The following is a 22,287-nucleotide window of genomic DNA, read 5'->3' on the forward strand; positions in this document are numbered from 1 at the left end:
GCGATCAGGCTTCGTATCGGTCTTTCCCAAACTTTATATGGCGACATAAGCTGATCTTAACCAAGGGAGGAGAAGGCCGTTACCGAACTGAAATGCGATCAGACGTTCCCCGTTCACCCGTCAGTATTCAATCGCCCCGATGATGAGAGCCGACTGGTCAAGTGGTGGTATATCCAGGGCTATTTTTCCGGAGAGGACTGCCGGCGGAGGAGTTTTGTCGTCTGCTTCTTCTCACTGCACCTGCCGGGGAACAGCACGCCGGGCTCGATGTACCTCTGCTCCGTCATCGACCCGGAGACGGGAGAGCACGGCAAAGAGATTCTCCTCGATGAGAACTCGCGTGCCTGGTACCTGGAGAGGCTCGGGGATCTCCCGGAGACGCTTCGGATCAACCGATGCATCGCAGAGACGATACAGAAAGAGATCGCCGATTACGGGCTCTACCCGCCGTTCTCCTGCCGGGATGCCCCGATGCGGATCTCGCCGGACGGACTGGCATGGGAGGCTGCATCGCTCTCGTTTGCACCGTCTGCGATATCGGTGGCTTTTCCGGATCCCGGGAGCGGTCAGTCGGTCTCGCTTCTTTTACAGCCGGAAGTCCCGTTCGTGGATATCCCCGGCCTGCTCCCTGACGGGGAGGGGATCGGCATGGAGTACGTCACCTGCCCCCGTCTTGTGCTTACGGGGCGCTACGGCGACGAGGCGATCGCGGGGGAGGCATGGTTCGACTGCCAGGCAGGGGGGGATACCTGGTTTGCGAAGAAGAACCGGGACGGGATATCCGCTCCCCTTGGCTGGGACTGGTGCGGTGTCAACCTCGACGATGGCCGGAGCCTGCTCTTTATGCACAGAAAGGAGATCGAGTCCGGCGAGACGGAAGCGAAGTTCTGCATCCTCTTTGAGGGCGATGATGCCCGGTACTTTTCGGATTTCGAGCTCGAACCGCTGCGGTTCTGGGAGAGCGGAAAGACCCACATTCACTACCCGGTCGAATGGGCGTTTACCGTCTCCGATATCGGGTGCCGGCTGGCCTTTTCGCCCGAGATCGATCCGCAGGAGATCGAGCTGATCGGGATATCGGGCGGCATCTGGGAAGGGTCGGGGACTGTTGCGGGCGAGATCGGCGGTATGGCCGTGGCGGGGCGGGGGCAGCTCGAGGTCTACGGGTGCGGCTACATACGAAACCTCTCCGACTTCCTCGGCCGGTTCCATGAGAAGATCGACACCGGACTGGCCGGGATGTTTCCGAGAGCGATCAACTGCGGATGGTGCGATGCCCTCTTCGGCAGGCACCAGCCGATACTGGACTGCACGCCGATGACCGAGACGATTGCAAAGCCGGTATGGGATCTGCTCTCGAGAAACGGGAAGCACTGGAGGCCTATATTCGGTTTCCTGATAGCCGAGGCGATGGGTGTTCCGATGGACGAAGATGTCGAGCGGCTTTTCATTCTCACCGAACTCCTGCATACCTCGGCGCTCATCATCGACGACATCGAGGATCAGTCGATCCTCCGGCGGGGGGAGGAGTGCATCCATATCCGCTACGGCATCGATGTCGCCATCAACGCGGCAAGCACCCTGTACTTCTTCCCGCAGAGCGTCGTGGCCCGTTCCGAGGGGCTGACTGACGGGCAGCGCTACAGAATCCTGATGCTGATGACGGAGACCTCGCTCAAGGCGCATCTCGGCCAGGCACAGGACATCTACTGGTCGGGCACCATCTCGCGGGAGAATCTTGACCTGTGGCTGGAAAGCAGCCTCGATGCGCAGCTCCTGCAGATGTACTCCTACAAGACCGCCTCGGCCACCGAAGGGGTCGCTGCGCTCTCGGCAACATTCCTGGACCTCGCCGACGAAAAGAAGGAGGCCTGCCTTGCGTTCGGAAGGGCGATGGGCGTCGTCTTCCAGATCATAGACGACGTGCTGAACTTCAGCGACTCGCCGGAGTGGCGGAAGGTGCAGGGCGAGGACCTGAAGGCAGGCAAGCCCACCTACGCGATAATCCGGGCGATATGGATGCTCAATGGGCTGGAGTCGGCGAGGCTGAAGGATATCCTCTGCACTCCGGAGCTGCGGGAGGACGAAGTGGTTCTTGCCGAGGGGATAGCGCTGGTCAGGAAGTCAGGAGCGGTGGAGAGCTGCACGCAGGAGGCGGTGGAGATGATCGAGGAGGCCTGGAAGCAGTTCTCCTGTCATATCCCTCCCTCACCGGCAAAACTCATGCTCCGCGTGGTCTGCGCAAACCTGATCCAGATGGCGTATGAAGTCTGAAGGGCGGGGCGGATCCCGGCCGGTATGCCTGTGGCGGACGGGAAGGCTGCCCGGGTAGCGGAACGGAGTCTCGCAGGCTTTGCTCCTCTTCCAGCGGCCGGCCTTTTTCGGACTGCAGGGGGTTGATGCGCATACGCCCCTCGCGATCCCGATGGCTCCGGGACGATCGCACACCAGCATGATTCGTTACCCTTATGAGGTGTGGGGGATCAGATGCCTTTCTGAACCGCGAGGGAGGCCGGTCGACCATGAAAGTAATCGTTCTTTATGCGAGCAGGTACGGATCCACGAAGGAGATTGCGGAGTTCATCGCCGAAACGTTCCGCCGGCAGGGCGTGGCCGCGGATGCCCGGAGTGTCGGTGCAGCCCCGCGTCTTGACGACTACGACGCCGTCGTGATCGGCAGCGCCGTCTATATGGGGCACTGGATGGGCGACGCAGTTGAGTTCGTGCGGCAGAACCGCGCCGCTCTCGCAGACCGGCCGGTCTGGCTCTTCTCGAGCGGCCCCTTACAGCTCGGGCAGGAGGTAACCTCGACGGAGGATCCCGGGCTCGAGCCAAAAGAGATCGGCGAGTTCCGCGAGGCAATCCACCCGCGTGACCACCGCGTCTTCTTCGGTGCCCTCGACCCGGCCAAACTTGGTTTCAGCCACCGGCTCATCCGAAAACTGCCGGCCGGGCGGGACCTCCTTCCCGAGGGCGATTTCCGGAACTGGGACGATATCGAGGCCTGGACCGGCGGCATTCTGCGGGCGCTGGCGGTGCCGGCAGAGTCCTGAACGTCGAGCGGAAAAGATCACTCCGTGCACAGGTCGGCATCGCAGAAGAGTGCATAGTCGGAGAGCTGCTATTTCACGAAGAGGGCATCGGGCGCATTTTCCGATAGGTGTCCTTCCCTCAGTATCGGGTGGGCAGGTCTCCTGTGCCGTCACTCCGGAAAGAGGTGGCTCCGGAGCATCGCCCTGACGAGGTCTCTGAACCGGTTCACGGCCTGCAGGTCATTCTGCAGTACCCCATAGACCTCATCGAGGTTCAGTCTCCAGTACACGTGAACCAGAACACTTCTGAATCCTGCAAGATCCGAGAGCTGATCGGCGAGATCTTCCGGGATAAGCCCCTCCTCGCAGAGGATTGCAAAACTCTCCCGGTAGGTTTCAGGCCGCCGGGTACTCCGGGCTGCGACCAGATGGTTGGCGATATCGATCGATGCCTGGACACTGACGAGAAGCGCGTGCAGCACCATATTCCGCCTGTCCCGGTCGGCCTTCAGTTCTGCGAGCGTGATGGCTTGGTACCGCTCCCAGTCCCCGGTCGCCTCATCGAGTTCCCGCAGATGACCGGTGATCCCCGTATACTGCGTCATATCAGGCCTTCGTAAGCAGGATTCTGTCGAACCACTCAAGCGTATCCTTATAGTCGAGGTATCGGGAGAGGATATCGGCCTCGTACCCTACCGTCCTGCCCCGATCGCGGGAGAATACCGGTCTTCCGCTCCGGATGACCTCGTGCTGGAATGCAATGGGGGCGGTGTTGAGAATTTTCACGTCGGCCTCGAAGCGGTGGCAAAGCGCCCGCTCAAGCTCCCGCTCGACTCTCCTCGCGAACCGCATCGCCTGGTAGGGGGAAGGCTCTCCGGCGATCAGAACCGCGACATCCACGTCTGCAAAATCCCCTCTGCAGAACGAACCGAAGACATATCCGGTCTCTATCCCGGGAAGGCCGGCAAGAACCGCACGGACGGTATCGAGGAGTTGCTCTCTCTCCTCAGATTCCAGTACGTGGCGCCGCCGCATCTCTCCCTGCATCGTCTGCTCCTGGTCTTTACTCTTCCTGCATCGCATATCATTCTTTCTCGGTTGCCCCGTCGATCAGACTGCTTTTTCCAGCATCCAGCTGACCAGCCCTGCGTTCACGACCATCCCGGAAAGCTGCAGGGATCAAGGCCCCATGGTAATCCGGGGAATCGAGATGGGGTGTAGATAAGTCCCCCTGAAGATTTACTTGCGCGTCCCCTCCTCTCCCTCCGGGAAAAAGCCCGATGGCCGGGTCGCGGGATTGGTGACGTACTCGAGGATACGCTCGATCACCTCCGGGTTTCCCGGCAGGCGGAGGTGGCAGTAGGTGTCGGGCTCCCTGTGCAGCAGCACGGGGTCGAGCGGGAGGATGTCGTAGCCCGCTCCCGGCAGGTACGAGTCGGCGTGGGGGATGATGCCGTCGCCGGCATACGTCGTCTCCCAGGTTCCGTCCGATGCAAAGACCCAGGTCTTTCCTTCAAACAGCGGGAAGAAACCGGACGCCGCTGCGTGGTTGGCGCTCATGATCACCCGGTAGCGGATATCGTCCCGTATCCCGGCGGCGCGGAGGGCGGCCACGACCCTGCTTCCCGGCCGGAGGTCCTGGACGATCGCGTCCTCCGCAGGACGGTAGCCGTGCGGCACGAAGGTTCCGGCGAGGAGCCGCCTGATACCGGGGCCGTGGACGGGATCGTTGAACAGCTCGGCCATCGATGAGCCGTTGTTCGGCGGGCCGATGCCGATCAGGTTCCGGACACGCTCTGTTCGGGCACTGCCGTCCATCACCTCGAGCAGGTAGCGGGTGGCGAGCGTGCCCATCGAGTGGCAGACGATGTCGATAGCGCCCGCGTGGTCGCTCTCCTCCCGCATCGTGCGGATGTAGCCCTGCAGTGCGGCGGCTACGGCAGGCGCCGACTCGTCCCGCATCCCGGAATGGTCGAACTTCCAGGCGGGGATTCCCCGCTCCTCGAGCCGGAGGGCGAGGCGTTTCCAGACCCCGGGGTGGCTCTTCCACCCGTGCACGAGGACGACCGGACAGTTATTCATGCTGCAACGCTGCATTCAGGTTTGCGCCCCCCGGCAGATGTAGTTTTGGCAGGGGCAGGGCGGCCGATACCGGCCACTCCGGCTCCTCTGGGCGAGACATCCACCGCGTTCGAACTCCTTGCAGGAGCGCAGGCGGTGAAGCTCATGGAGGTTACCTGAGGAGATTCTCAATCCGTCGTATCAGAACCTCAGCCTCGCTTACCGCAAATTCTGCCTCGGTTCTCGAGATTGCTCCGGCGGTATCATAAGACCGAACTATGCCGCTTGCGACGCATCCGGTCGAATACAAGGGCATCACTCTCATCGAGGAAAAGTTCGGCAAACTTCACCACGGAGATGTGCTGGTTTGCACCGTCAGGACGATAGCCTTTTGCAAACATCAGAGCCCGCCCAGCCTGGAGAATTGCATTATAGGCGATACTATATGTCCAATCGCAATCGATCGGGAGAAAGCGTGCGGGCAGTGTCGATGTCCCGGTGGGCGAGAGCCATCGCATCATCCACGCATTTCCGGTCGGGAGGGAGCCTTCTGATAAGTCCCTGCCTTGCGAGATCGTCAATCATCGCAGTTTCCGATGATCATGATCTTTCTCTCACTCATTACATTCTTTACGAAAGGATCTCCGTCCTCTCTTCGCCGGGTAAATTCACTGCTGCGCATGAGCGAGTAGTTGATCTCCCGCCCGATCGCGCGTTCGCTTGTATGCACGAGCGGGATCAGCGTTTTTTCGTCCACATCGCCCACGATGAAGAGGTCGATATCGCTCTTTCCTCCTGCGGTTCCCTGTGCAAATGATCCGTAGATGAACATGCACTCGATAGTCTGCACGAGCGAGAGGTTCTCCCGGATGATCCGTGCGACTCCTTCGGTCTTCAGCACGATCTGCTGGAGCTCATGGTAGATGAAGAAATCACGGTCGACACCGAAGTACTGCTGATTCCCCTTTCGCTCCCCGACAAGAAGACCGAATGACTCCAGATTTGCAAGCTCGCGGCGCACTCCGTTGATATTCTCACCGGTCATGCGGACGATCTCGCGAATGTAGAACTTGCTCTCCGGATTGAGCAGAAACAGGGTGAGGAGTTTGACCCGGGTCTTTGAGGAGATGAGCGCCTCCAGCATGAATACATAATGTATTCGTTTGAATAAAAAATGTATTCATTAACCGGGGGTCCGGTGTGTTCCTTGGCAGATGTAGTTCCTGGGGGGGCAAGCGTCGGAGCATCCCGGCCGGATCTCCGATTCAATCGTGAAGATACCTCTCGTGCAGAGGGAGATCACGCTCTCGTTCCCCCTCCCAGAGCTGCACCGTCGACACGATCATCCCGATCCGGAATGCGTGTTCGAACCTGATCCCGAGCTCGCCGAGCGGGCGGAAGAGGTAGATTGCCCCGGTGCGACTGTGAGGTATCGGAGGGATGCCCGAGCCCCCGGGTATTTGGAGTTACGTCCCCGGACGAAAACAGGATCGGTGATCACTCGATCTTGCATCAGGGCGAACCCTGCCCGTCCGCCAGGTACCGCATCTTCAGCCGGAGGATCCGGGCGCAGGATTCATTGATCCGCTCCTCGGAGATCTTCCCCTCTGCGACCAGGTTCTTCACGATCCCGACCGCTTTCTCTGCAACCTCCTCGTCGTAGACCAGGTTGTTTGCAAAGAGGAAGATGTCGCATCCGGCGTTGATCGAGAGGCAGAGCGACTCTTCAAGGCCGTAGGTGTCGTGGATCGCGCCCATGTCCATCGCGTCCGTGACGACCACGCCGTCATACCCGAGCTGCTCGCGGAGAATCCCGGTGACCGTCGCGTGCGAGAGCGTGGCCGGGTAGTCGGGGTCGAGGTGTGCGTTGTAGACGTGGGCGGTCATGACCATGTCGGGGAGATTCCGGCCGATGAGGTCCCGGTAGGGCAGGAGTTCCTCCTCGGTCCAGGTCGCAGTGACGTCGGTGAACCCTGCGTGGGTGTCGGCCAGGGCGCTCCCGTGGCCCGGGAAGTGCTTGATCGCCGTCATCACGCCCTCCGCGTGGTGCTCCTCGATGATCCAGCGTGCGTTTTCGGCGACCACGCTCGCGTTGTCGGAGAAGCTCCGTCCGAGCCTGCCGATCGCGGGCGAGTCGGCCGTGACGTTCAGGTCGACGACGGGGGCGAAGTTGAGGTTGCAGCCGCTCTCCCGCACCATCGCGGCAAGGCTCCGTCCCGCCTCCCGGGTGGCGGTCTCGTTGTTCAGCTCGCCGAGCGCCGCGGCGGAGACGGTCGGGGGATAGCCGTAGGCCTCCTTGAGCCGGCAGACCGCCCCGCCTTCCTGGTCGACGGCGATGAAGAGCGGGATCTTTTCGGCATAGCCCTGGAGTTCTGCGGTCAGGGCACGGACCTGGGCCGGATCCCTGATGTTCCGCTCGCTGCTGCCGAGCGCTACGTCGCGGTCGAAGAGGATCACCCCGCCGACCCGCCCGGCCGCGATCTCGCGGGCGATCTGCGTGTCGGCATCGACGGCGTAGCCGCGAAACCCGACCATGAGCATCTGCCCGATCTTCTCATCGAGGGTGAGCGAGTCCAGTGTTCGGTTGAGGGTATCCTGCTGAGCCGGTGCGGAGGTGCAGCCCGCAACAGCGGTGGTGAGAACGAGCACGACGACAAGGAGCCTTCCGGGGGAGGGGCGAACCATACTATTCTCTGAAACCCGCCGGAATAAATGGGTGTCTGCCGGTGCGGCGGGTGCTGTTCTCCCCGCAACGCTCACCGGGCAGCTGCCGTGTACGCATCTATATATACCTTCCTGAAAAATATCCTGTATCGTATTTCAGTATCCCTGATTGTGCGCCCATAAGGAGACCGGGACGCCAGCAAGCGTATGGGGTGCACGGCGATGGTAATCCATACGTCTGCGATTTTTTTGCGACCGCCATGAGAACCATACGCCCCGTAGTGGCGGGTAACGGCGCCGTTCTCATATCAGGGTGCATTGAACCTGCGGGTGATTCCGATGAAGCTTATCTATCTTGCGATCCTGACTCTCCTCCTCTTCTGCAGCGGCGTCTCTGCGATGCTGCCGGGTGAGAACGAAACGTTCGCCGAACCTGCTCTGACCACGGCAGTCGGGGACAACTCCTCCGTCGCGCCGGAACCCCTTGACCCTCCGATAGATCCGTGTGAGGAGCAGGAGGACCTCCCGCAGCCCGACGATACCCCCATCGCCGTACCCTTCTGCACCGGGGATACACCGGAGTACGCCCTTCTCCCGGCAGGCATGGAAGACCGCCCCCTCTATGCACCGGACAGCATCATCGTCCAGTTCCAGCCCGGGGTGGCGGAGGATATCTCTCTGATGGCGGTGACCGCCGATCGGGTTCATGCTCGCCACGGAACATACCTCCGGCAGGACTTTTCAGAAAAAGGCCTTGCCGGCCTGCAGGTGGTCGGCCTTCCGGAGGATCTCAGCGTGCCTGATGCGGTCGCGACCTACCGGCAGGATCCGGCCGTCCTCTACGCCGAGCCGAACTACTACTGCTACCCGGACCGGATACCCGATGACCTGTACTTCTCCTACCTCTGGGGGCTCCGGAACACCGGGCAGACCGTCGGCGGCCAGGCCGGCACCGCCGGTGCGGACATCGCCGCTCCTGGCGCCTGGGATATCACCACGGGCTCAAAAGAGGTCGTCGTCGCGGTCCTCGACTCCGGGGTGTACCAGCAGCACCTCGACCTCGTCGATAACTTCTGGCGCAACCCTGGTGAAACGGCAGACGGGAGCGATACGGACGGCAACGGCTACGTCGACGATCTCTACGGCTGGGACTTCTACGACAACGACAACGACCCGGACGATCTGAACGGGCACGGGACGCACTGTGCGGGGACGATCGCCGCGGCCGGGAACAACGACCTGGGCGTCGCCGGGGTGATGTGGACGGCGAAGATCATGCCGCTGCGGTTCAGCGGCCCGAACGGTGTCGGCACCATCGCCGGTGCGATCAACGCGATCACCTATGCGAAGAATAACGGTGCCCACATCATCAGCAACTCGTGGGGGACGCCGGGCTACTCGGAGTCGCTGAAACAGGCCATCGACGCGTTCGACGGCGTCGTTACCTGTTCAGCCGGAAATGACGCCTCGGATAACGACGCTTCGCCGCGGTATCCGGGCTCTTTCAACAGCTCGCATATCATCGCGGTCGCCTCGACCGACAACCGGGATGCCCTCTCCTCCTTCTCAAACTACGGCGCAACCACGGTAGACCTCGCCGCGCCCGGCACCAACATCTATAGTACCTTCATCTACTTCGACCGGGAGGAGCGGTTCGCCGACACGATGGCCACCCTGAACAACTGGTCGACGTCAGGTACGTGGGGCCTGAATACGACCGTATACCAGTCATCGCCCGGATCGGCATCCGACAACCCCTTCGGGAACACGACGCCGGTCGGAGAGTCCTGGCTGCTTATGGCGAACAACGTGACGCTCGGCGACTACTGCCTTCCGGAGCTCACGTTCTGGTGCAACTACTCCCTCACCGCCGGGAATAACCAGCTCGCCATCTACGCCTCGTCCCCGACGGTGGCCAATACGTACTACCCTATCGGAGCACGCAGGGGGAGTTCGAACGGCGGATGGACGAAGATTTTCATCTCGTCATCCACCATACTCACAGCATACAAGAATAACGGGTTTACAGCGATACCGAAGGATCTGAAGTTTGCACTCATACTTATGAGGGATAACACCACGGCGCCCGACTACGTGTACGTCGATGACGTCTCGGTCACCGAGGTGACGCAGGTCCTCCCCAATTACGGATATATGAGCGGCACCTCGATGGCCACCCCGCACGTCGCCGGGCTTGCCGGCCTCCTGAAGGCCTACAACACGTCCCTGACAACATCGCAGGTGCGGGGCGTCATCCTCGCAACCGTCGATCCGCTCCCGGCTCTTGCGGGCAGGACCGCGACCGGCGGGCGGATCAACGCCACGAAGGCGCTTTCGGCGGTGTACCTCAACGCCAGCCTCACCGCAAACCGGACGAGCGGCACCGTGCCGCTGACGGTCGGGTTCAACGACACCTCTACCGGGATGAACTATACGTGCCTGTGGTCGTTCGGGGACGGGAATACCTCGGTCGAGCAGAACCCGGTCTTCACCTACACGACGAACGGCACGTACACCGTGAACCTGACGATCACGAACGCCTACGGGGCGAACACCACCTCGCGGGCAAACCTCGTCACCGTCACCGCACCGGACGAACCGACGCCGACGCCGACCGCCACGCCGACGGCGACCCCCACCCCGACGCCGACCGTCACCCCGACGGTCACCCCCACCCCGACGCCGACTCACAGTCCGCCGCACACCTGGGTCACCTATCTCGGCACCGAGACCGTCCGCCTTGCCTGGCCTGACAGCAGCCCGCTGAAGGGCACCTCGCATGACGGCGGCTATTACGTCTACCGTGACGGCACCGGGAGGGTCTGGCAGGATGCCGGAACCAGTCTTGTCGATTATAAAGTGCCCGGCAGCCAGCACACCTATGAGGTCTTCTGCTACAACAAGACCTCACAGAAACTGGAGTGTCCGCTCGGCGGTCCGGTAACGGTCGGTTTCGGCCGGACGGTCGGCGGCGACCTGCCGACCGAGACCTCCATCTTTGATGTCTGGGATGCAGACGGCGGCACGCTGACGCTCTTTGACGACACCCGGCTCACCGATCTGGCGGGCTCCCGGCTTGAGATACGCGACGCCACCCTCGTGGCCGAGAACGGCACCTGTATCACCGGCCCGGGCTCGCTCATCCTGCAGGATACCACTCTTTCGGGCGTCCTCGTGGACATCTCGCGGGGAGGCTCAGACAATAAAGCGCTGAGCACCTACGGCACCATCAACACGGACAGCCCGATCATCGTGCAGGACAGCGACCTCCTGCTTCTGGACATCGCTTCGACATCCTCGCTCGACGTGACCGGGGAGAGGAACCGGATCCAGTCCTGCACCGGTATGATCACGGTAACCGGGAACGGTACCTATGTCGGCGGCTGCAGTGGGGAGGGATACGCCGGGATCTCCGTGAAAGGAGAGAATGCCGTTATCGAGGACAATGTACTGCAGAACATCTGGCACACCCTGTACGACGAACGCTACGGCATCTGGCTCAGCGACGGGTCAGGGAGCATCATCCGGAACAACACCGTCACGAACGTCACCGCGTGGTCAACCTGGGGCGACGGCATCAGGCTCGGCACAGCGAACGGGAACCCGGTCGAGAATATCACCATCGAGGATAACCGGATAGACGGGGTTACGGGCGTCGGCATACGGCTGCTCGTCGACACCGAACTCCTCACGATCCAGGGCAATGCGATCCGGAACACGACGCATCACGGGATCTATGCAGAGCGTGAATCCACCACGCCGGCCACCCCCCGCTTCTTTGAGATCTGCGGGAACACAATTGATACCACGGGGACGTACTGTATCTACCTCGCCGGGAGCAACGGCTACATCGAGAACAACACCCTTGCGAACGTCAACGCTGCAATCCGGCTGCACGGCAACGGATTTACCGTCTGCAACAACAGCGCCACCGCGATCAGCGGTGCATACGGGCTCTCCGGCGCGGAAGCCGCGATCGCGGTCTACGGAAACGATACGGTCATCAGCGGAAATGCGGTAGCGGAGTATACCGGCGTCCAGAACAGCGGGCTGCAGTACGGTATCCGGATCGAGGGTGAGTACGGCCTCCTCCGGAACAACACGGTGGAGCGGTACTTCTCAGGACTGGATATCATCGGTACCAACCATACCGTGACCGGAAACGTCCTTCGGACAATCTCCGGCACCCCGATGAATCACCACGTCGTCAACTTCTCAGCCGACGCCTCGCTCTTCGCCGAAAACACCATCATCAACACCACCCAGCCGTCGTGGGCGCGTGGCGTGGTCTACGTCGCCGGGGTGGGAGAGAATACCTTCCAAAACAACCTGATCGACTCCGGCAAAAACGGATTCTACTGCACAAAGATCAAGAACGGCACGGTCATCGAGGAGAATGCCATTACAAACGTAACGGTAAGCGGCATGTATCTGTACCAGGTGTACGGCGGCGATGCGGCCACCGGCGAGGGCTACTCGGATCTGCAGGTGCTGAACAACACCATCGCCGGCAAGAACCAGCAATGGAGCAGCGCCGTCTCGATCGACCGGGTCGACGGGATCCGGGTATCCGGGAACGCAATCCGGGACTTCGTCTCCGGCATCGAGACGTATCAGTTGACGAAGGACACCATAATCTCAGAAAACACCGTCGAGCGGGGGTCGCAAGCCCTCTCCCTGAAGGGGACGGGCGATTGGATATGCGAAAATACCTTCTGCAACTACACCACCCAGGGAGTCTACCTCGAAAACCCCGTCGGCACGCTCCTTCGGAACAACACCATCCTGAACGCCGGAAAGAGCGTTCTCCCCGCCATCCGGGTGAACACCTACGCAGCGGACGCATTTGCGATCGAGCGAAACACCATCGGCAACATGACCCACCGGACGACCTTCTCCATCACGGGGAGCAGCAACGGTCTTGTAATAAAACCGGTCCTGACCCCTCCGGCACCCCCGAAGTACCCCGACTACCCCTTGAACCGGGCGCCGATCGGCCAGTGGATCGATATCAACACCTACAACGCTGTCCGGAGCGACCCCTTCCGGTTCAACCTCACCTTCCACTACGCACCGGAGGACCTCGTCGGGGTCGGCGCCGAGAGCCTCTCGGTGTGGCGGCATAACACCAGCGGCTGGAACGCCGGGGGCGGCGACGCCGCGTGGAACAAAACCCGATGGCTCGACACCACCGCTCACGAGGTCGGCGTGCAGGTCACCAGTCTGCCGCCGTATACGGCGGATGCGGTCGTCTTCGCACCGCTCGGGAACATGCCGGTGCACAACCTCAACCTCGAGCGGGACTACGGGACGATCACCGAGGCGCTCGCCGACGAAGACCTCGCGGGCGGCCACACCATCGTCGTCGATTCCGGCTACGCCGGGCAGGAGAACCTGAAGATCGGAAAGTCCATCAGCCTGCTCGCAACCTCAGGCCTTCCTTCGGACGTACGCGTGACCGCACAGGATCCGACAAAGCCGGTCGTCGATCTGATCGGTGAGGGGTCGACGGTTGCCGGGTTCGTCTTCGAGGGTGCGACATCATCGCAGGGCGTCCTCGTCGACGGCGGCACGAAGATCACGATCCGGGACTGCACCGTCCGGGGCAACCGGGAAGGAGTGGTCGTCCAGCCGTTCAGCGCCTATACCGAGTTGAAATCGACGAACTGCAGCATACTCGGGACGACCGTCACCGGAAACATCCAGGGGGGCGTCCTGATCGTCGAGGGCTCCGGGCATACCGTTCAGAACTGTATCCTCTCGGATCCCCATCTCGGGATTGGGCTTGAGAACGCGACAGAGAGCCGCATCTCCGGAAACACCTTCACCGGCTGCGATGAGAAGGGCATCTGGATCATCGGGGGCGAGAAGAGCACGGTCACCCGCAACACGCTTGCCGGCGGAGAGCAGGGAATCCTCCTCGACCGGACCTGCGAGAGCATTCTTCAGGAGAATACGGTTGCAGATGCGACCGAAGCCGGGATCACCCTCCTTGAGTCGCACCAAACGACCCTCACCGCCGAGAACGTCTCGGCCTCACCGGTCGGCATTCTCCTCGACGGTGCGGACGACAACACCCTCACCGGCTGCATGGTCACCGGTGCCCCGGACGGGCGGGAGACGACCGGCATTCTGATTCGCGAGTCCGATCGAAGCACCCTTACCGGCTGCCGGATCGCGAACATCACCTCGCAGAATCACGCGGTGACGGGGATCCGCCTTACCGGGAGTTCGACGGCGGCCACGATCACCGATACGGTCATCGCATCGGTCACCGCCCCGAAGATCGCCGGCGCCGTCATCGGGTCGGGGAGCCAGGGGACGGGCATCGCCAACCTGACGGTGCGCGACCTCGCCGGCGGCGGGTCAGGGGTGGTCGGGGTTGCCATCGAACCGAATACGGGCGGTGCCCGGATCGACCGCTCGGCGATGACGGACCTCCGTGCGACCGGGAACGTCACGGCGATAGCCGCCGATCGTGCCGCCGCCGCTGCCGTCAGGATGACCGCGATCGACCGGATCAACTCGACCGGCGGGGAGGCGTTCGGAGTCCTCGTCAACGCCAGCACCGGGATGATCCTTGAGAATCTCACCGTCACCCGGGTAACCGGCACCGGAGACCGTGCCGCTGTCGCGCTCCTCTCGAGCGACAATGCCACTCTCGGGTTCTTCGAGGTCGGCGATGCGCACCCCGTCCTCTGCAACCTCACCGCAACCGGTTCGATCCGGATCAGCGGTGTGGACGCTCCCCCGACAGCTCCCGACGGGATGCAGGCGATCGGGAGGTTCGTTGCGATCAGCAACACCACTCCCGCAGAGGCTGCGATCAAGATGTACTATACCGCTGCAGATCTCGACGGCGTCACTCCGTCGTCGCTCCGTATCTGGCGGCATGCAGACGCCTGGTCGCGGGTACAGGGGATGAACGGGGTAGATACGGAGAACCGGTTCGTCTATGCGACGGCGAGCGAGTTCGGCGTCTTCGCACCGCTCCAGGAACCGGTCATCGTGCCGCTCGTTACCAGTCCCGCGGCGGCGCCGGCGGTCATCCCGACCGATACCGACGGCACCCCGGGAGTGGGCGAGACCGCAGAGCTCTCCGTGAAGGTTACCGGGGGGAGCATCGCATCGGTGACGGTGAACCTCTCCGGGCTCGGCGGGCCCGCGGCGGCAGCGATGGCAGATGCCGGGAACGGCGTCTGGACGGCGAGCACGGCCGGCACCCTCCCGTCGCCGTTCGGTGACGGCGCCTACCTGCCGGTGCTCCTGCCCGTGAACGCGACGAGCACGGACGGCGTCAGCAACACCACGGTCTCCATCCCGCTCACGGTAGTGAAGAACGGCGACGCCAACGGGAACAACCGGGTCACGCTCTACGACGCCGTCTACACCGCTCGGCACGTCCTCGAAATGGAGGGCTACCCGATGACCGAGAGCGTCGGCATGGTCGCGGGCGGCGATACGCTCTCGCTCCACGACGCGATGTGCCTCGCAAAGCACCTGCTCGGCATTCCCGGATTTGCAGAGCTGCACTGACGGGAAGGCTCTCTCTTTTTGCCGTGGCGGCCGGTGGCGCCTCCCGGTCGAGCGGGCGGGATGTGGGTTTCCCCCGGTATCGCACGAAGGCTCCGGGAAGCCCCTCGCTCCGTCCTGACCGCGGCCGACCTGGGCCGGCACCTCAATCGCCGGATAGATCTGCCTGGTTCCGGAATGGGGGATTTTAACCGCAATTTTTCAAAAAAAGGCCGTCCACCTGTTTCTGGTGAGGTCGATACCTATATACCTTCTGGAATAATTTAATAAATTATACCGGAGCTTTGCTCCCGGAGCACGCGAGTGCCGGTGCTTGCATCTTCTGCCAACCGGGAGTATGGGCGGGCATTGAGAGGGGTACATCGTGATACGTGGAAGAAGGCTGCCGGACGCCGGACGTGAACGAATTGCCTTTACTCGCTTCTCTCTTTCAGTTTGTAGGTGGTGTTTACCGTGAAGATTCGCGTTGCAATGGTGGTGTTCCTTCTTTTCTTCTCCTGCGGTATCGTCCCGGGAGCTCTGGCAGAGGAGGAGAACAACTCTCTTACGCAGTATGAGAACATTACAGCAGGAGATGCCCCTCCTGCCGGCACGGACGGCCTGAGCGGCTATCCGGATGGCGAAGAGTCGTTTGCTGAAGAACAGGACGCCGGTCTCACGATAGAACCGGACACCCCGTACCTGGGTCCTCTGGACGTCCGCTACGTCGGTGCCGATCGGATTGTTTTCAGGTGGAGTCCGCTGACCGGATGCTGGTATCGCGTATATCGAGCCGGAGACTACGTCGGGCTAGTTGGAGAATCAGGCGAGTGCAAATATATCTACACCTGCCCTGCTGGCGATCGCAATGTTGCGGCTGAGTACACGGTTGTTGCCCTCGACGTAATGTACCAGGAAACCGGATACTACGCACAGGAGATCGCTTCCGGCAGAGCCTTTGGAGACCTCGCCGAATTAGAATCCGACGATGCCTGGACAGGCGGGTCCGTCATGCTGATCGACGACGTCGACCTCGGAGGCTATTCGCTCACGATCGGGAATACGGCAGTGACGGGCAGCGTTGACGCCGATACCGGTATGGCGACGGCGATCCGCGGCAACGGCGAGATCCGGGCGAACAACACTGCGTTTCGGGACGCAGACCTGTTTGTACAGACCCCGGTGGATAATTTTTCCAGTCTGGACAATATCAGCGCATCGAATAGTTATATCTCCATAACCGGAAACCAGACGTGCGTTACGGATAGCCTGTTCACCGGTGAGAGAGGAATCCTGCGCCTGAACGGGGATCTCATCTTCGTCAGGGGCAATAGTTTCACGGATATCGGCAACGGGCTTGAGCTGGACGGTTTTTGTTGCGCAGTATCGGAGAACCGGTTTTCCAGGCTGAACGGCACTGCATCGGCGGCCGGTGTTGCAATCACCATGAACGGTGTCGGAGGAGGCGTCTCCAACAACACCATCGAGGAGTTCAAGAGGGCGATGGAGATCACCGGGAGCGTCCGTGTCTCCGACAACGTTATCAGAAATATCACCAGCGATAAGACGGGAGCATCGGTCGTCCTGCTCTATAACGCGGAAGGATCTGTTTTTGAGAGGAATACCATCGTCGATACCGATCAGCCGAAAGCACAGGCGGTTCTCTATCTGACGGACACCGGGGAGGTCACCATCCAGAATAACACCATCACGGGCGGCATTCAGGGGGTGAAACTCTCGAATACGAAAGGCGAGAATGTCATCGAGAACAATACGCTCACGGATATGACGTATTACGGTATCAGCCTGCAGAATGCCGCTCCCGCTGATGATGGTACCGAGCAGGCCAACGCGATCACGGGCAACGTCATCACGGGCGCAGGTCTCATCGCCGAGACGGCCGGATACGGGATACTGATCGAAAATTATCACGAAACGATCGTATCGGACAACTTCGTTATGGATTTCTATGACGGGCTTGTCATACGGGCGTCCAACGACACCTGGGTCTTCTCGAATACGCTTGTCCCGACCACCGGACACGGCGTCGCCATCTACAGAGAGCAGACCGTCTACCCCTTCTCGGAAGGGGCAGAGAGTAACTACGTGTGGGAGAATATGATCGCGGGCGGGAACACCGGGATCCTGGTTGAGGGGAGCGACTCTCAGATCCGTGACAATACGGTGACCGGGTATACCGGCACCGGGATTCAGATCGAGTACGGCGATCAGAACCTCGTCCGGGATAACCTCCTCATGAGCAGAGCACAGGAGAATCCGGTCGACATCCGGATCGGTACCCGGCCGGACACCTTCCCCGACAACCTCGTTCTGGAGAGCAATACCCTGGCGAGGGACGTGCTCGGGAAGAACATGACGACGTTCTCCCTCGCCGACCTCTCCGAGGGAGTCACTATCCGGGCGGTCAATTCCCCTCCGAAACCCCCGGAAAAACCGGATTACTCCTTCAACAGAACCGATATCGGCCAGTGGCTCTCTATCCGGAGCGGCAATTTCACCAATCAGGAGAACGTCTCGCTGAACCTGACCTTCCACTACGAACCGGGCGAACTCAAAGGTGTCGGCGAGCGGAGCCTCATTGTCTGGCGGTATAACGGCACCCGCTGGGATATCGGGGGTGGTGATGCTGCGTGGAACAAAACCCGGTGGCTCGACAACGCCACCCATGAGGTAGGGGTGCAGGTAATACACCTCGTCCCGTGGGACGACGGCACGGCCATCTTCGCCCCGCTCGGCGAACCGCTCCGGGCCGACTTCACTGCGGAGCCTGCCAACGGCACGGCACCACTCACGGTGCGGTTCACCGATCTTTCGGAGGGCGGGCCGACCGGGTGGTCATGGTCGTTCGGTGACGGTGCGGCCTCGACCGAGCAGAACCCGGTGCATACCTACACGGCGGCAGGGAGCTATACGGTGAACCTGACGGTCACCGCCTCCGGCGGCAGCGACACGCTGGTGCGGGCGGACTGCATCACCGTCACCGCTCCCCCGCTCGTCAGCAGTCCCGCGGCGGTACCCGCGGTCATCCCGACCGATACCGACGGCACCCCCGGGGCGGGCGAGACTGCCGTGGTCTCCGTGAAGGTTACCGGGACGGCCGTTGCAACCGTAACGGTAAATCTCTCGCGGATAGGCGGGTCTGCTACGGCACCGATGACGGATGCCGGAAACGGCGTCTGGACGGCGAGCACGGTCGGTACCATTCCATCGGCGTTTGAGAACGGTGCCTACCGGCCGACGCCCCTCCCCGTGAACGCCACCGATGCACACGGCAGCAACACCACGGCCTCGATCCCGCTCACCGTGGTGAAGAACGGCGACGCGAACCAGGACTACCGGGTCACGCTCTACGACGCGGTCTACACCGCCCGGCACGTCCTCGGGGTGGAGGGCTACCCGATGACCGAGAGCGTCGGCATGGTCGCGGGCGGCGATACGCTCTCGCTCCACGACGCGATGTACCTCGCAAAGCACCTGCTCGGCATTCCCGGATTTGCAGAGCTGCACTGACGATACGATTTTCTTTTTTTGCCGTACCGCCGGAATACGCATTCCTAACACTCCACGATGTGGCCGCAGCGCGGGTTTCGTCCGAGAACCACCGGGAAGGGGTTTGGCGGCATGACCGCGGCGGCGCATAACCTGACCGGTGTTTGGTCGCCTGGCCTGAACAAGGCCTGGTCAAAGATGTAATCGACGGGGTATTCCGTGATGCTATATAGCATCGCATGCAACCGGTACGAATCGGGATACTGCTTATGACACCTCCCCTCTCCGGCCGCCGGCACATGCTCCGCCGGGTCGTCCTTCTGGTGCTGATCGCCGTGCTGGCGGTGTACCTCGTTCTGCCGATGGCGCTCGGCATCTTCGCCGTCCTGCCGACCCGGGAACCGGTCGGTGCACCGCCGGACGGGTTCGGAGAGATCACGCTCACGACCGGCGACGGCGTCGCCCTGAAAGCGTGGTATGCACCCCCTGACAACGGCGCCGCGATCATCCTCCTTCACGGGGCGGGCAGTTCACGGGAGGCGGTGCGGAGTTACGCTGCAATGCTCGTCCGTCACGGCTACGGCGTGCTTGCGCCTGACCTGCGGGGGCATGGCGGGAGCGACGGTGCGACCAATCGGTTCGGGTGGCAGGGAACCTGCGACGTTGGAGCCGCCGTCACGTTCCTGGAGGCACAGGACGGGGTCGAGACGATCGGGGGCATGGGGCTGTCGCTCGGTGGTGAGGTGCTCCTCGGTGCGGCGTCGGCATACCCGCAGGTCACGGCGATCGTTGCCGACGGTGCGACCCAGCGTTCTCCTGAGGAGCTCTCTGCGCTGGAGTCGGAGCGGCCGCTCTACCGCAGTTTCGTCACCCGGGTTATGTACACAACCGTGCAGGCCGTCAGCGGAATAAAACCTCCCAAGCCGCTCCTGGATTCGATGTTCGAGGCAGATTCGACCGAATTCCTGCTGATCGCAGGCGGTGCCGTGCCCAGGGAAGTCGCGTTCGGCGAAGTGTTTGCAGAGACCGTCGGCGAGCGTGTGAGGTTATGGGTCGCACCGGATGCCGGGCACACGGGCGCATTCGGCCGCTACCCCGAGGAATACGAGCAGAGGGTGATCGCGTTCTTCGATGCCACCCCGGGTGCGGGAGAGTAACCGGCATCGGCATGCCGGGTCTCCCGGACGCAAACGCAAAAGCAATTATTCCCACCGACGAGAATGGTACGATTAATGCCCGCCGCACCCGTCCGCCACCCGGCACCCACTTTCGACGTCTTCAATGTCTATTTCGAGCGGATCTACGACCCGACGATGCACATCCTCTTCGCGTTCGACGGCGAGCTCGACGAGGCGGTGATGCGGGAGGCGACAGAGCGGCTGATCGCCCAGAACCCCTATCTCCGGTCACGATTCGCGGTGGTGGACGGCCTTCCCGTCTGGGAGGAGATCCCGGGAGAGCAGTGGGCGGGGGCGTTCTCCCTCGTCCCGGCCGGCGAGGATGAGAGCGAACCCCTCACCGTCCCCCCGGCACCGCTCGACGTCCGTTCAGGCCCGCAGGTGCGGGTCACGCTCTACCGGCGGCGGGACGGCGACCTGCTGGCCGTCACCTGCCACCACGGCTTCTGCGACGCTCACGGTGCCGAGACCATCGCACGGCAGCTCTTTGCGGTATACCGGGGTATCCTGGAGGATCCGGCGTTTCTACCGGCTCCCACGGATGCCTACGACCGGAGCACGGATCGGATCCTTGCGCTCTATTCGGAGGAGGAGCGCAAGCAGGCGCAGGGCGAGGAAGAGCCTTTCGTCGACCGGTGGCGTTTCCCGGTCGAAGCGGTCGGGCGGGGGACGCCCCGCATCGCGTACCGGACGCTTTCTCCCGAGCGCCTCCAGGCCGCAAAAGCGTTCGGGAGGAGGCACGGAGCCACGGTGAACGACATCATCATCGGTGCGTTTTTCCTCGCCCTCATGAGGATCTGCCGCGACCCGTCCGATTCCGGGGCACCCCGCTCGATCCTGACCTCGGCGGACCTTCGCAGCAGGTACCTCGACCGCCCGGAGGCGTGCCCGCCGATGAACCTCTCCGTCGCCTTCGAGGTTTCCCTCTCGATCCCGGATGGTGCGGAGCTTGCGGATCTCGTCGGCCGGGTGACGGCGGTGATGGCCCGCCACAAGGCAGGGAGCCTCGGCCTTGCGTCCATTCTCTTCTACGAAGCGATCATGGCGGGCGGGGTGCCGGCGGTGGAGGCGTTCTTCGACGGGATGATGGAACGGTATCAGGAATCCGGCCAGAAAAACCCGGTCTTCTCGAACCTCGGGATCATCGACCCCGACGACTACCTGCCCGTTCCCGGGAAGAGCGGCAGAGCCCTCGACCTTCGGGACGTCCGCTACCTCCCCTGCGTCTGCTGGCCGTACGGGTTCCTGATGACGGCCGCGACCTTCCGGGGCCGCATGACGCTCACGGCGGCGTACGAGGAAGGGCCGTACGCGGCGGCCACTGTGGAGCGGTTCCTCGGGTACGTGGACGAGTACCTCCCGTGAGCCCTCATCTCCGGCGCCGGGCCATGCCCCCTTCGACGACCTCGCCCTGGAGCGTTACGGTATACTCCCTGACCGGGATCTCCTTTCCCGAGCGTTGCATGGCCTGATCGAGGATAGAGCGCACCCCGCTGCAACAGGGAACCTCCATGTGCAGCACCGTGACCGATCGGATCGTATGCTGCGAGAGGATCGCCGCAAGTTTCGCGATATACTCCTCGATATCCGCATCCAGTTTCGGGCAGAAGATGATCGCTACCTTACCCCGCAGAAACTCGCGGTGGAACTCCGCGTAGGCGAAAGGAACACAGTCGCCGGAGATGAGGAGGTCGGCGTCGTCGAAGTACGCGGCAGCGGGGTTTTGGAGCCGGAGCTGGATCGGCCACTGCCGGAGCTCCGACGCTACCCGTGTGACCTGCTCTCCGGTACGCGGGCCGGCGATGCTCCGTGCCGCGGAGCCCGGGCACGCCGCCGGGGCGCTCGCGGCGGTGTGTTCGGGGATGGGAATGTTGTTTTCGTGCAGGTATTCGAGCGCCTGGCGGTACAGACCCTCCTCCCCGTGGCCGAGGAGGTGCTCGAGGTGCGCTCGTATGACCGCCTCGCCCTGGGGGACGATCCTGCCCATCACGGCTTTTTCGTCGTACGGCACGGCTTCACGCTCGACGACGGCGATCGCCCCCTCCGGGCAGGTCCCGATACAGGCGCCGAGACCGTCGCAGAAGAGGTCGCTGACAAGCCGTGCCTTTCCGTCGATGATCTGCAGCGCTCCTTCCGGGCAGTCCGGGATGCAGACGCCGCACCCGGTGCATCTCTCCTCGTCTATCTCGATTATCTTTCGTTTCATCGGAGATCTCCTCCTGCAGCTCCTCGCCCGCCATCAATGCCTTCTCATACCTGCCCCGTGCCCGAAAACCGTTTCCAGCCCCGAGGAATCGGAGAGAGCCCTTCACCGGAGAGCCGGTGGCGAT

The 22,287-nt window shown here is 62.3% G+C and carries 12 protein-coding genes; 6 read left to right on the top strand and 6 right to left on the bottom strand.

Annotation, left to right across the window (positions count from 1 at the left end):
• Window positions 1-267: 267 nt before the first annotated feature.
• Both ABH15_RS09585 and ABH15_RS09590 read left to right on the top strand, forming a co-directional pair.
• Window positions 268-2,274, top strand: a complete 2,007-nt coding sequence (locus ABH15_RS09585) for a polyprenyl synthetase family protein (RefSeq protein ID WP_128694113.1) — start codon at window positions 268-270, stop codon at window positions 2,272-2,274.
• A 248-nt stretch (window positions 2,275-2,522) separates the two neighbouring features.
• A complete protein-coding gene (locus ABH15_RS09590) occupies window positions 2,523-3,053 on the top strand; it encodes a flavodoxin domain-containing protein (RefSeq protein ID WP_128694114.1) in 531 nt (176 codons plus the stop codon).
• 149 nt (window positions 3,054-3,202) lie between these two features.
• Here the strand turns inward: ABH15_RS09590 and hepT are convergent, their stop codons facing one another.
• The 5 genes from hepT to ABH15_RS09615 form a co-directional block, all read right to left on the bottom strand.
• Window positions 3,203-3,637 carry a type VII toxin-antitoxin system HepT family RNase toxin gene (hepT, locus tag ABH15_RS09595; protein WP_128694115.1) on the bottom strand — a complete coding sequence of 145 codons (435 nt, stop codon included), beginning with the start codon at window positions 3,635-3,637 and terminating at the stop codon, window positions 3,203-3,205.
• A 1-nt stretch (window position 3,638) separates the two neighbouring features.
• Window positions 3,639-4,115, bottom strand: a complete 477-nt coding sequence (locus tag ABH15_RS09600) for a nucleotidyltransferase domain-containing protein (RefSeq protein ID WP_241648065.1) — start codon at window positions 4,113-4,115, stop codon at window positions 3,639-3,641.
• A gap of 156 nt (window positions 4,116-4,271) precedes the next feature.
• Entirely contained in the window at window positions 4,272-5,129 is an 858-nt protein-coding gene (locus ABH15_RS09605) for a lipase family alpha/beta hydrolase (RefSeq protein ID WP_241648066.1), read from the bottom strand.
• A gap of 541 nt (window positions 5,130-5,670) precedes the next feature.
• Complete coding sequence (locus ABH15_RS09610; RefSeq protein ID WP_128694116.1) at window positions 5,671-6,237, bottom strand: nucleotidyltransferase domain-containing protein; 567 nt, start codon at window positions 6,235-6,237, stop codon at window positions 5,671-5,673.
• Between the two features lie 368 nt (window positions 6,238-6,605).
• Window positions 6,606-7,778: a glycoside hydrolase family 3 protein gene (locus ABH15_RS09615; RefSeq protein ID WP_128694117.1), complete on the bottom strand. Its 1,173-nt coding sequence runs from the start codon at window positions 7,776-7,778 to the stop codon at window positions 6,606-6,608.
• 318 nt (window positions 7,779-8,096) lie between these two features.
• Here ABH15_RS09615 and ABH15_RS09620 point away from each other — a divergent pair, with 318 nt between their 5' ends.
• The 4 genes from ABH15_RS09620 (at window position 8,097) to ABH15_RS09635 (ending at window position 21,322) form a co-directional block, all read left to right on the top strand.
• Complete coding sequence (locus ABH15_RS09620) at window positions 8,097-15,293, top strand: S8 family serine peptidase (RefSeq protein WP_128694118.1); 7,197 nt, start codon at window positions 8,097-8,099, stop codon at window positions 15,291-15,293.
• Window positions 15,294-15,743: 450 nt separating this feature from the next.
• Window positions 15,744-18,800, top strand: coding sequence for a right-handed parallel beta-helix repeat-containing protein (locus tag ABH15_RS09625; RefSeq protein ID WP_128694119.1), 3,057 nt, complete (start codon window positions 15,744-15,746; stop codon window positions 18,798-18,800).
• A 218-nt stretch (window positions 18,801-19,018) separates the two neighbouring features.
• The gene (locus ABH15_RS09630) at window positions 19,019-19,936 is read left to right on the top strand and encodes an alpha/beta hydrolase (protein ID WP_128694120.1); all 918 of its coding nucleotides are present in this window, start codon (window positions 19,019-19,021) and stop codon (window positions 19,934-19,936) included.
• A 63-nt stretch (window positions 19,937-19,999) separates the two neighbouring features.
• Window positions 20,000-21,322, top strand: a complete 1,323-nt coding sequence (locus ABH15_RS09635) for a condensation protein (RefSeq protein WP_128694121.1) — start codon at window positions 20,000-20,002, stop codon at window positions 21,320-21,322.
• 4 nt (window positions 21,323-21,326) lie between these two features.
• Here ABH15_RS09635 and ABH15_RS09640 read toward each other — a convergent pair whose 3' ends face one another.
• A complete protein-coding gene (locus ABH15_RS09640; RefSeq protein WP_128694122.1) occupies window positions 21,327-22,163 on the bottom strand; it encodes an ATP-binding protein in 837 nt (278 codons plus the stop codon).
• Between the last annotated feature and the right edge of the window lie 124 nt (window positions 22,164-22,287).

It is taken from the genome of Methanoculleus taiwanensis (assembly GCF_004102725.1).
Lineage (GTDB): Archaea > Halobacteriota > Methanomicrobia > Methanomicrobiales > Methanoculleaceae > Methanoculleus_A > Methanoculleus_A taiwanensis.

Coding starts and splice junctions, on each gene's coding strand:
- ABH15_RS09640 (WP_128694122.1), bottom strand. CDS start 22,163: ATGAAACGAAAGATAATCGAGATAGACGAGGAGAGATGCACCGGGTGC.
- hepT (WP_128694115.1), bottom strand. CDS start 3,637: ATGACGCAGTATACGGGGATCACCGGTCATCTGCGGGAACTCGATGAG.
- ABH15_RS09615 (WP_128694117.1), bottom strand. CDS start 7,778: ATGGTTCGCCCCTCCCCCGGAAGGCTCCTTGTCGTCGTGCTCGTTCTC.
- ABH15_RS09590 (WP_128694114.1), top strand. CDS start 2,523: ATGAAAGTAATCGTTCTTTATGCGAGCAGGTACGGATCCACGAAGGAG.
- ABH15_RS09585 (WP_128694113.1), top strand. CDS start 268: ATGTACCTCTGCTCCGTCATCGACCCGGAGACGGGAGAGCACGGCAAA.
- ABH15_RS09620 (WP_128694118.1), top strand. CDS start 8,097: ATGAAGCTTATCTATCTTGCGATCCTGACTCTCCTCCTCTTCTGCAGC.
- ABH15_RS09630 (WP_128694120.1), top strand. CDS start 19,019: ATGCAACCGGTACGAATCGGGATACTGCTTATGACACCTCCCCTCTCC.
- ABH15_RS09605 (WP_241648066.1), bottom strand. CDS start 5,129: ATGCAGCGTTGCAGCATGAATAACTGTCCGGTCGTCCTCGTGCACGGG.
- ABH15_RS09600 (WP_241648065.1), bottom strand. CDS start 4,115: ATGCGATGCAGGAAGAGTAAAGACCAGGAGCAGACGATGCAGGGAGAG.
- ABH15_RS09610 (WP_128694116.1), bottom strand. CDS start 6,237: ATGCTGGAGGCGCTCATCTCCTCAAAGACCCGGGTCAAACTCCTCACC.
- ABH15_RS09635 (WP_128694121.1), top strand. CDS start 20,000: ATGGTACGATTAATGCCCGCCGCACCCGTCCGCCACCCGGCACCCACT.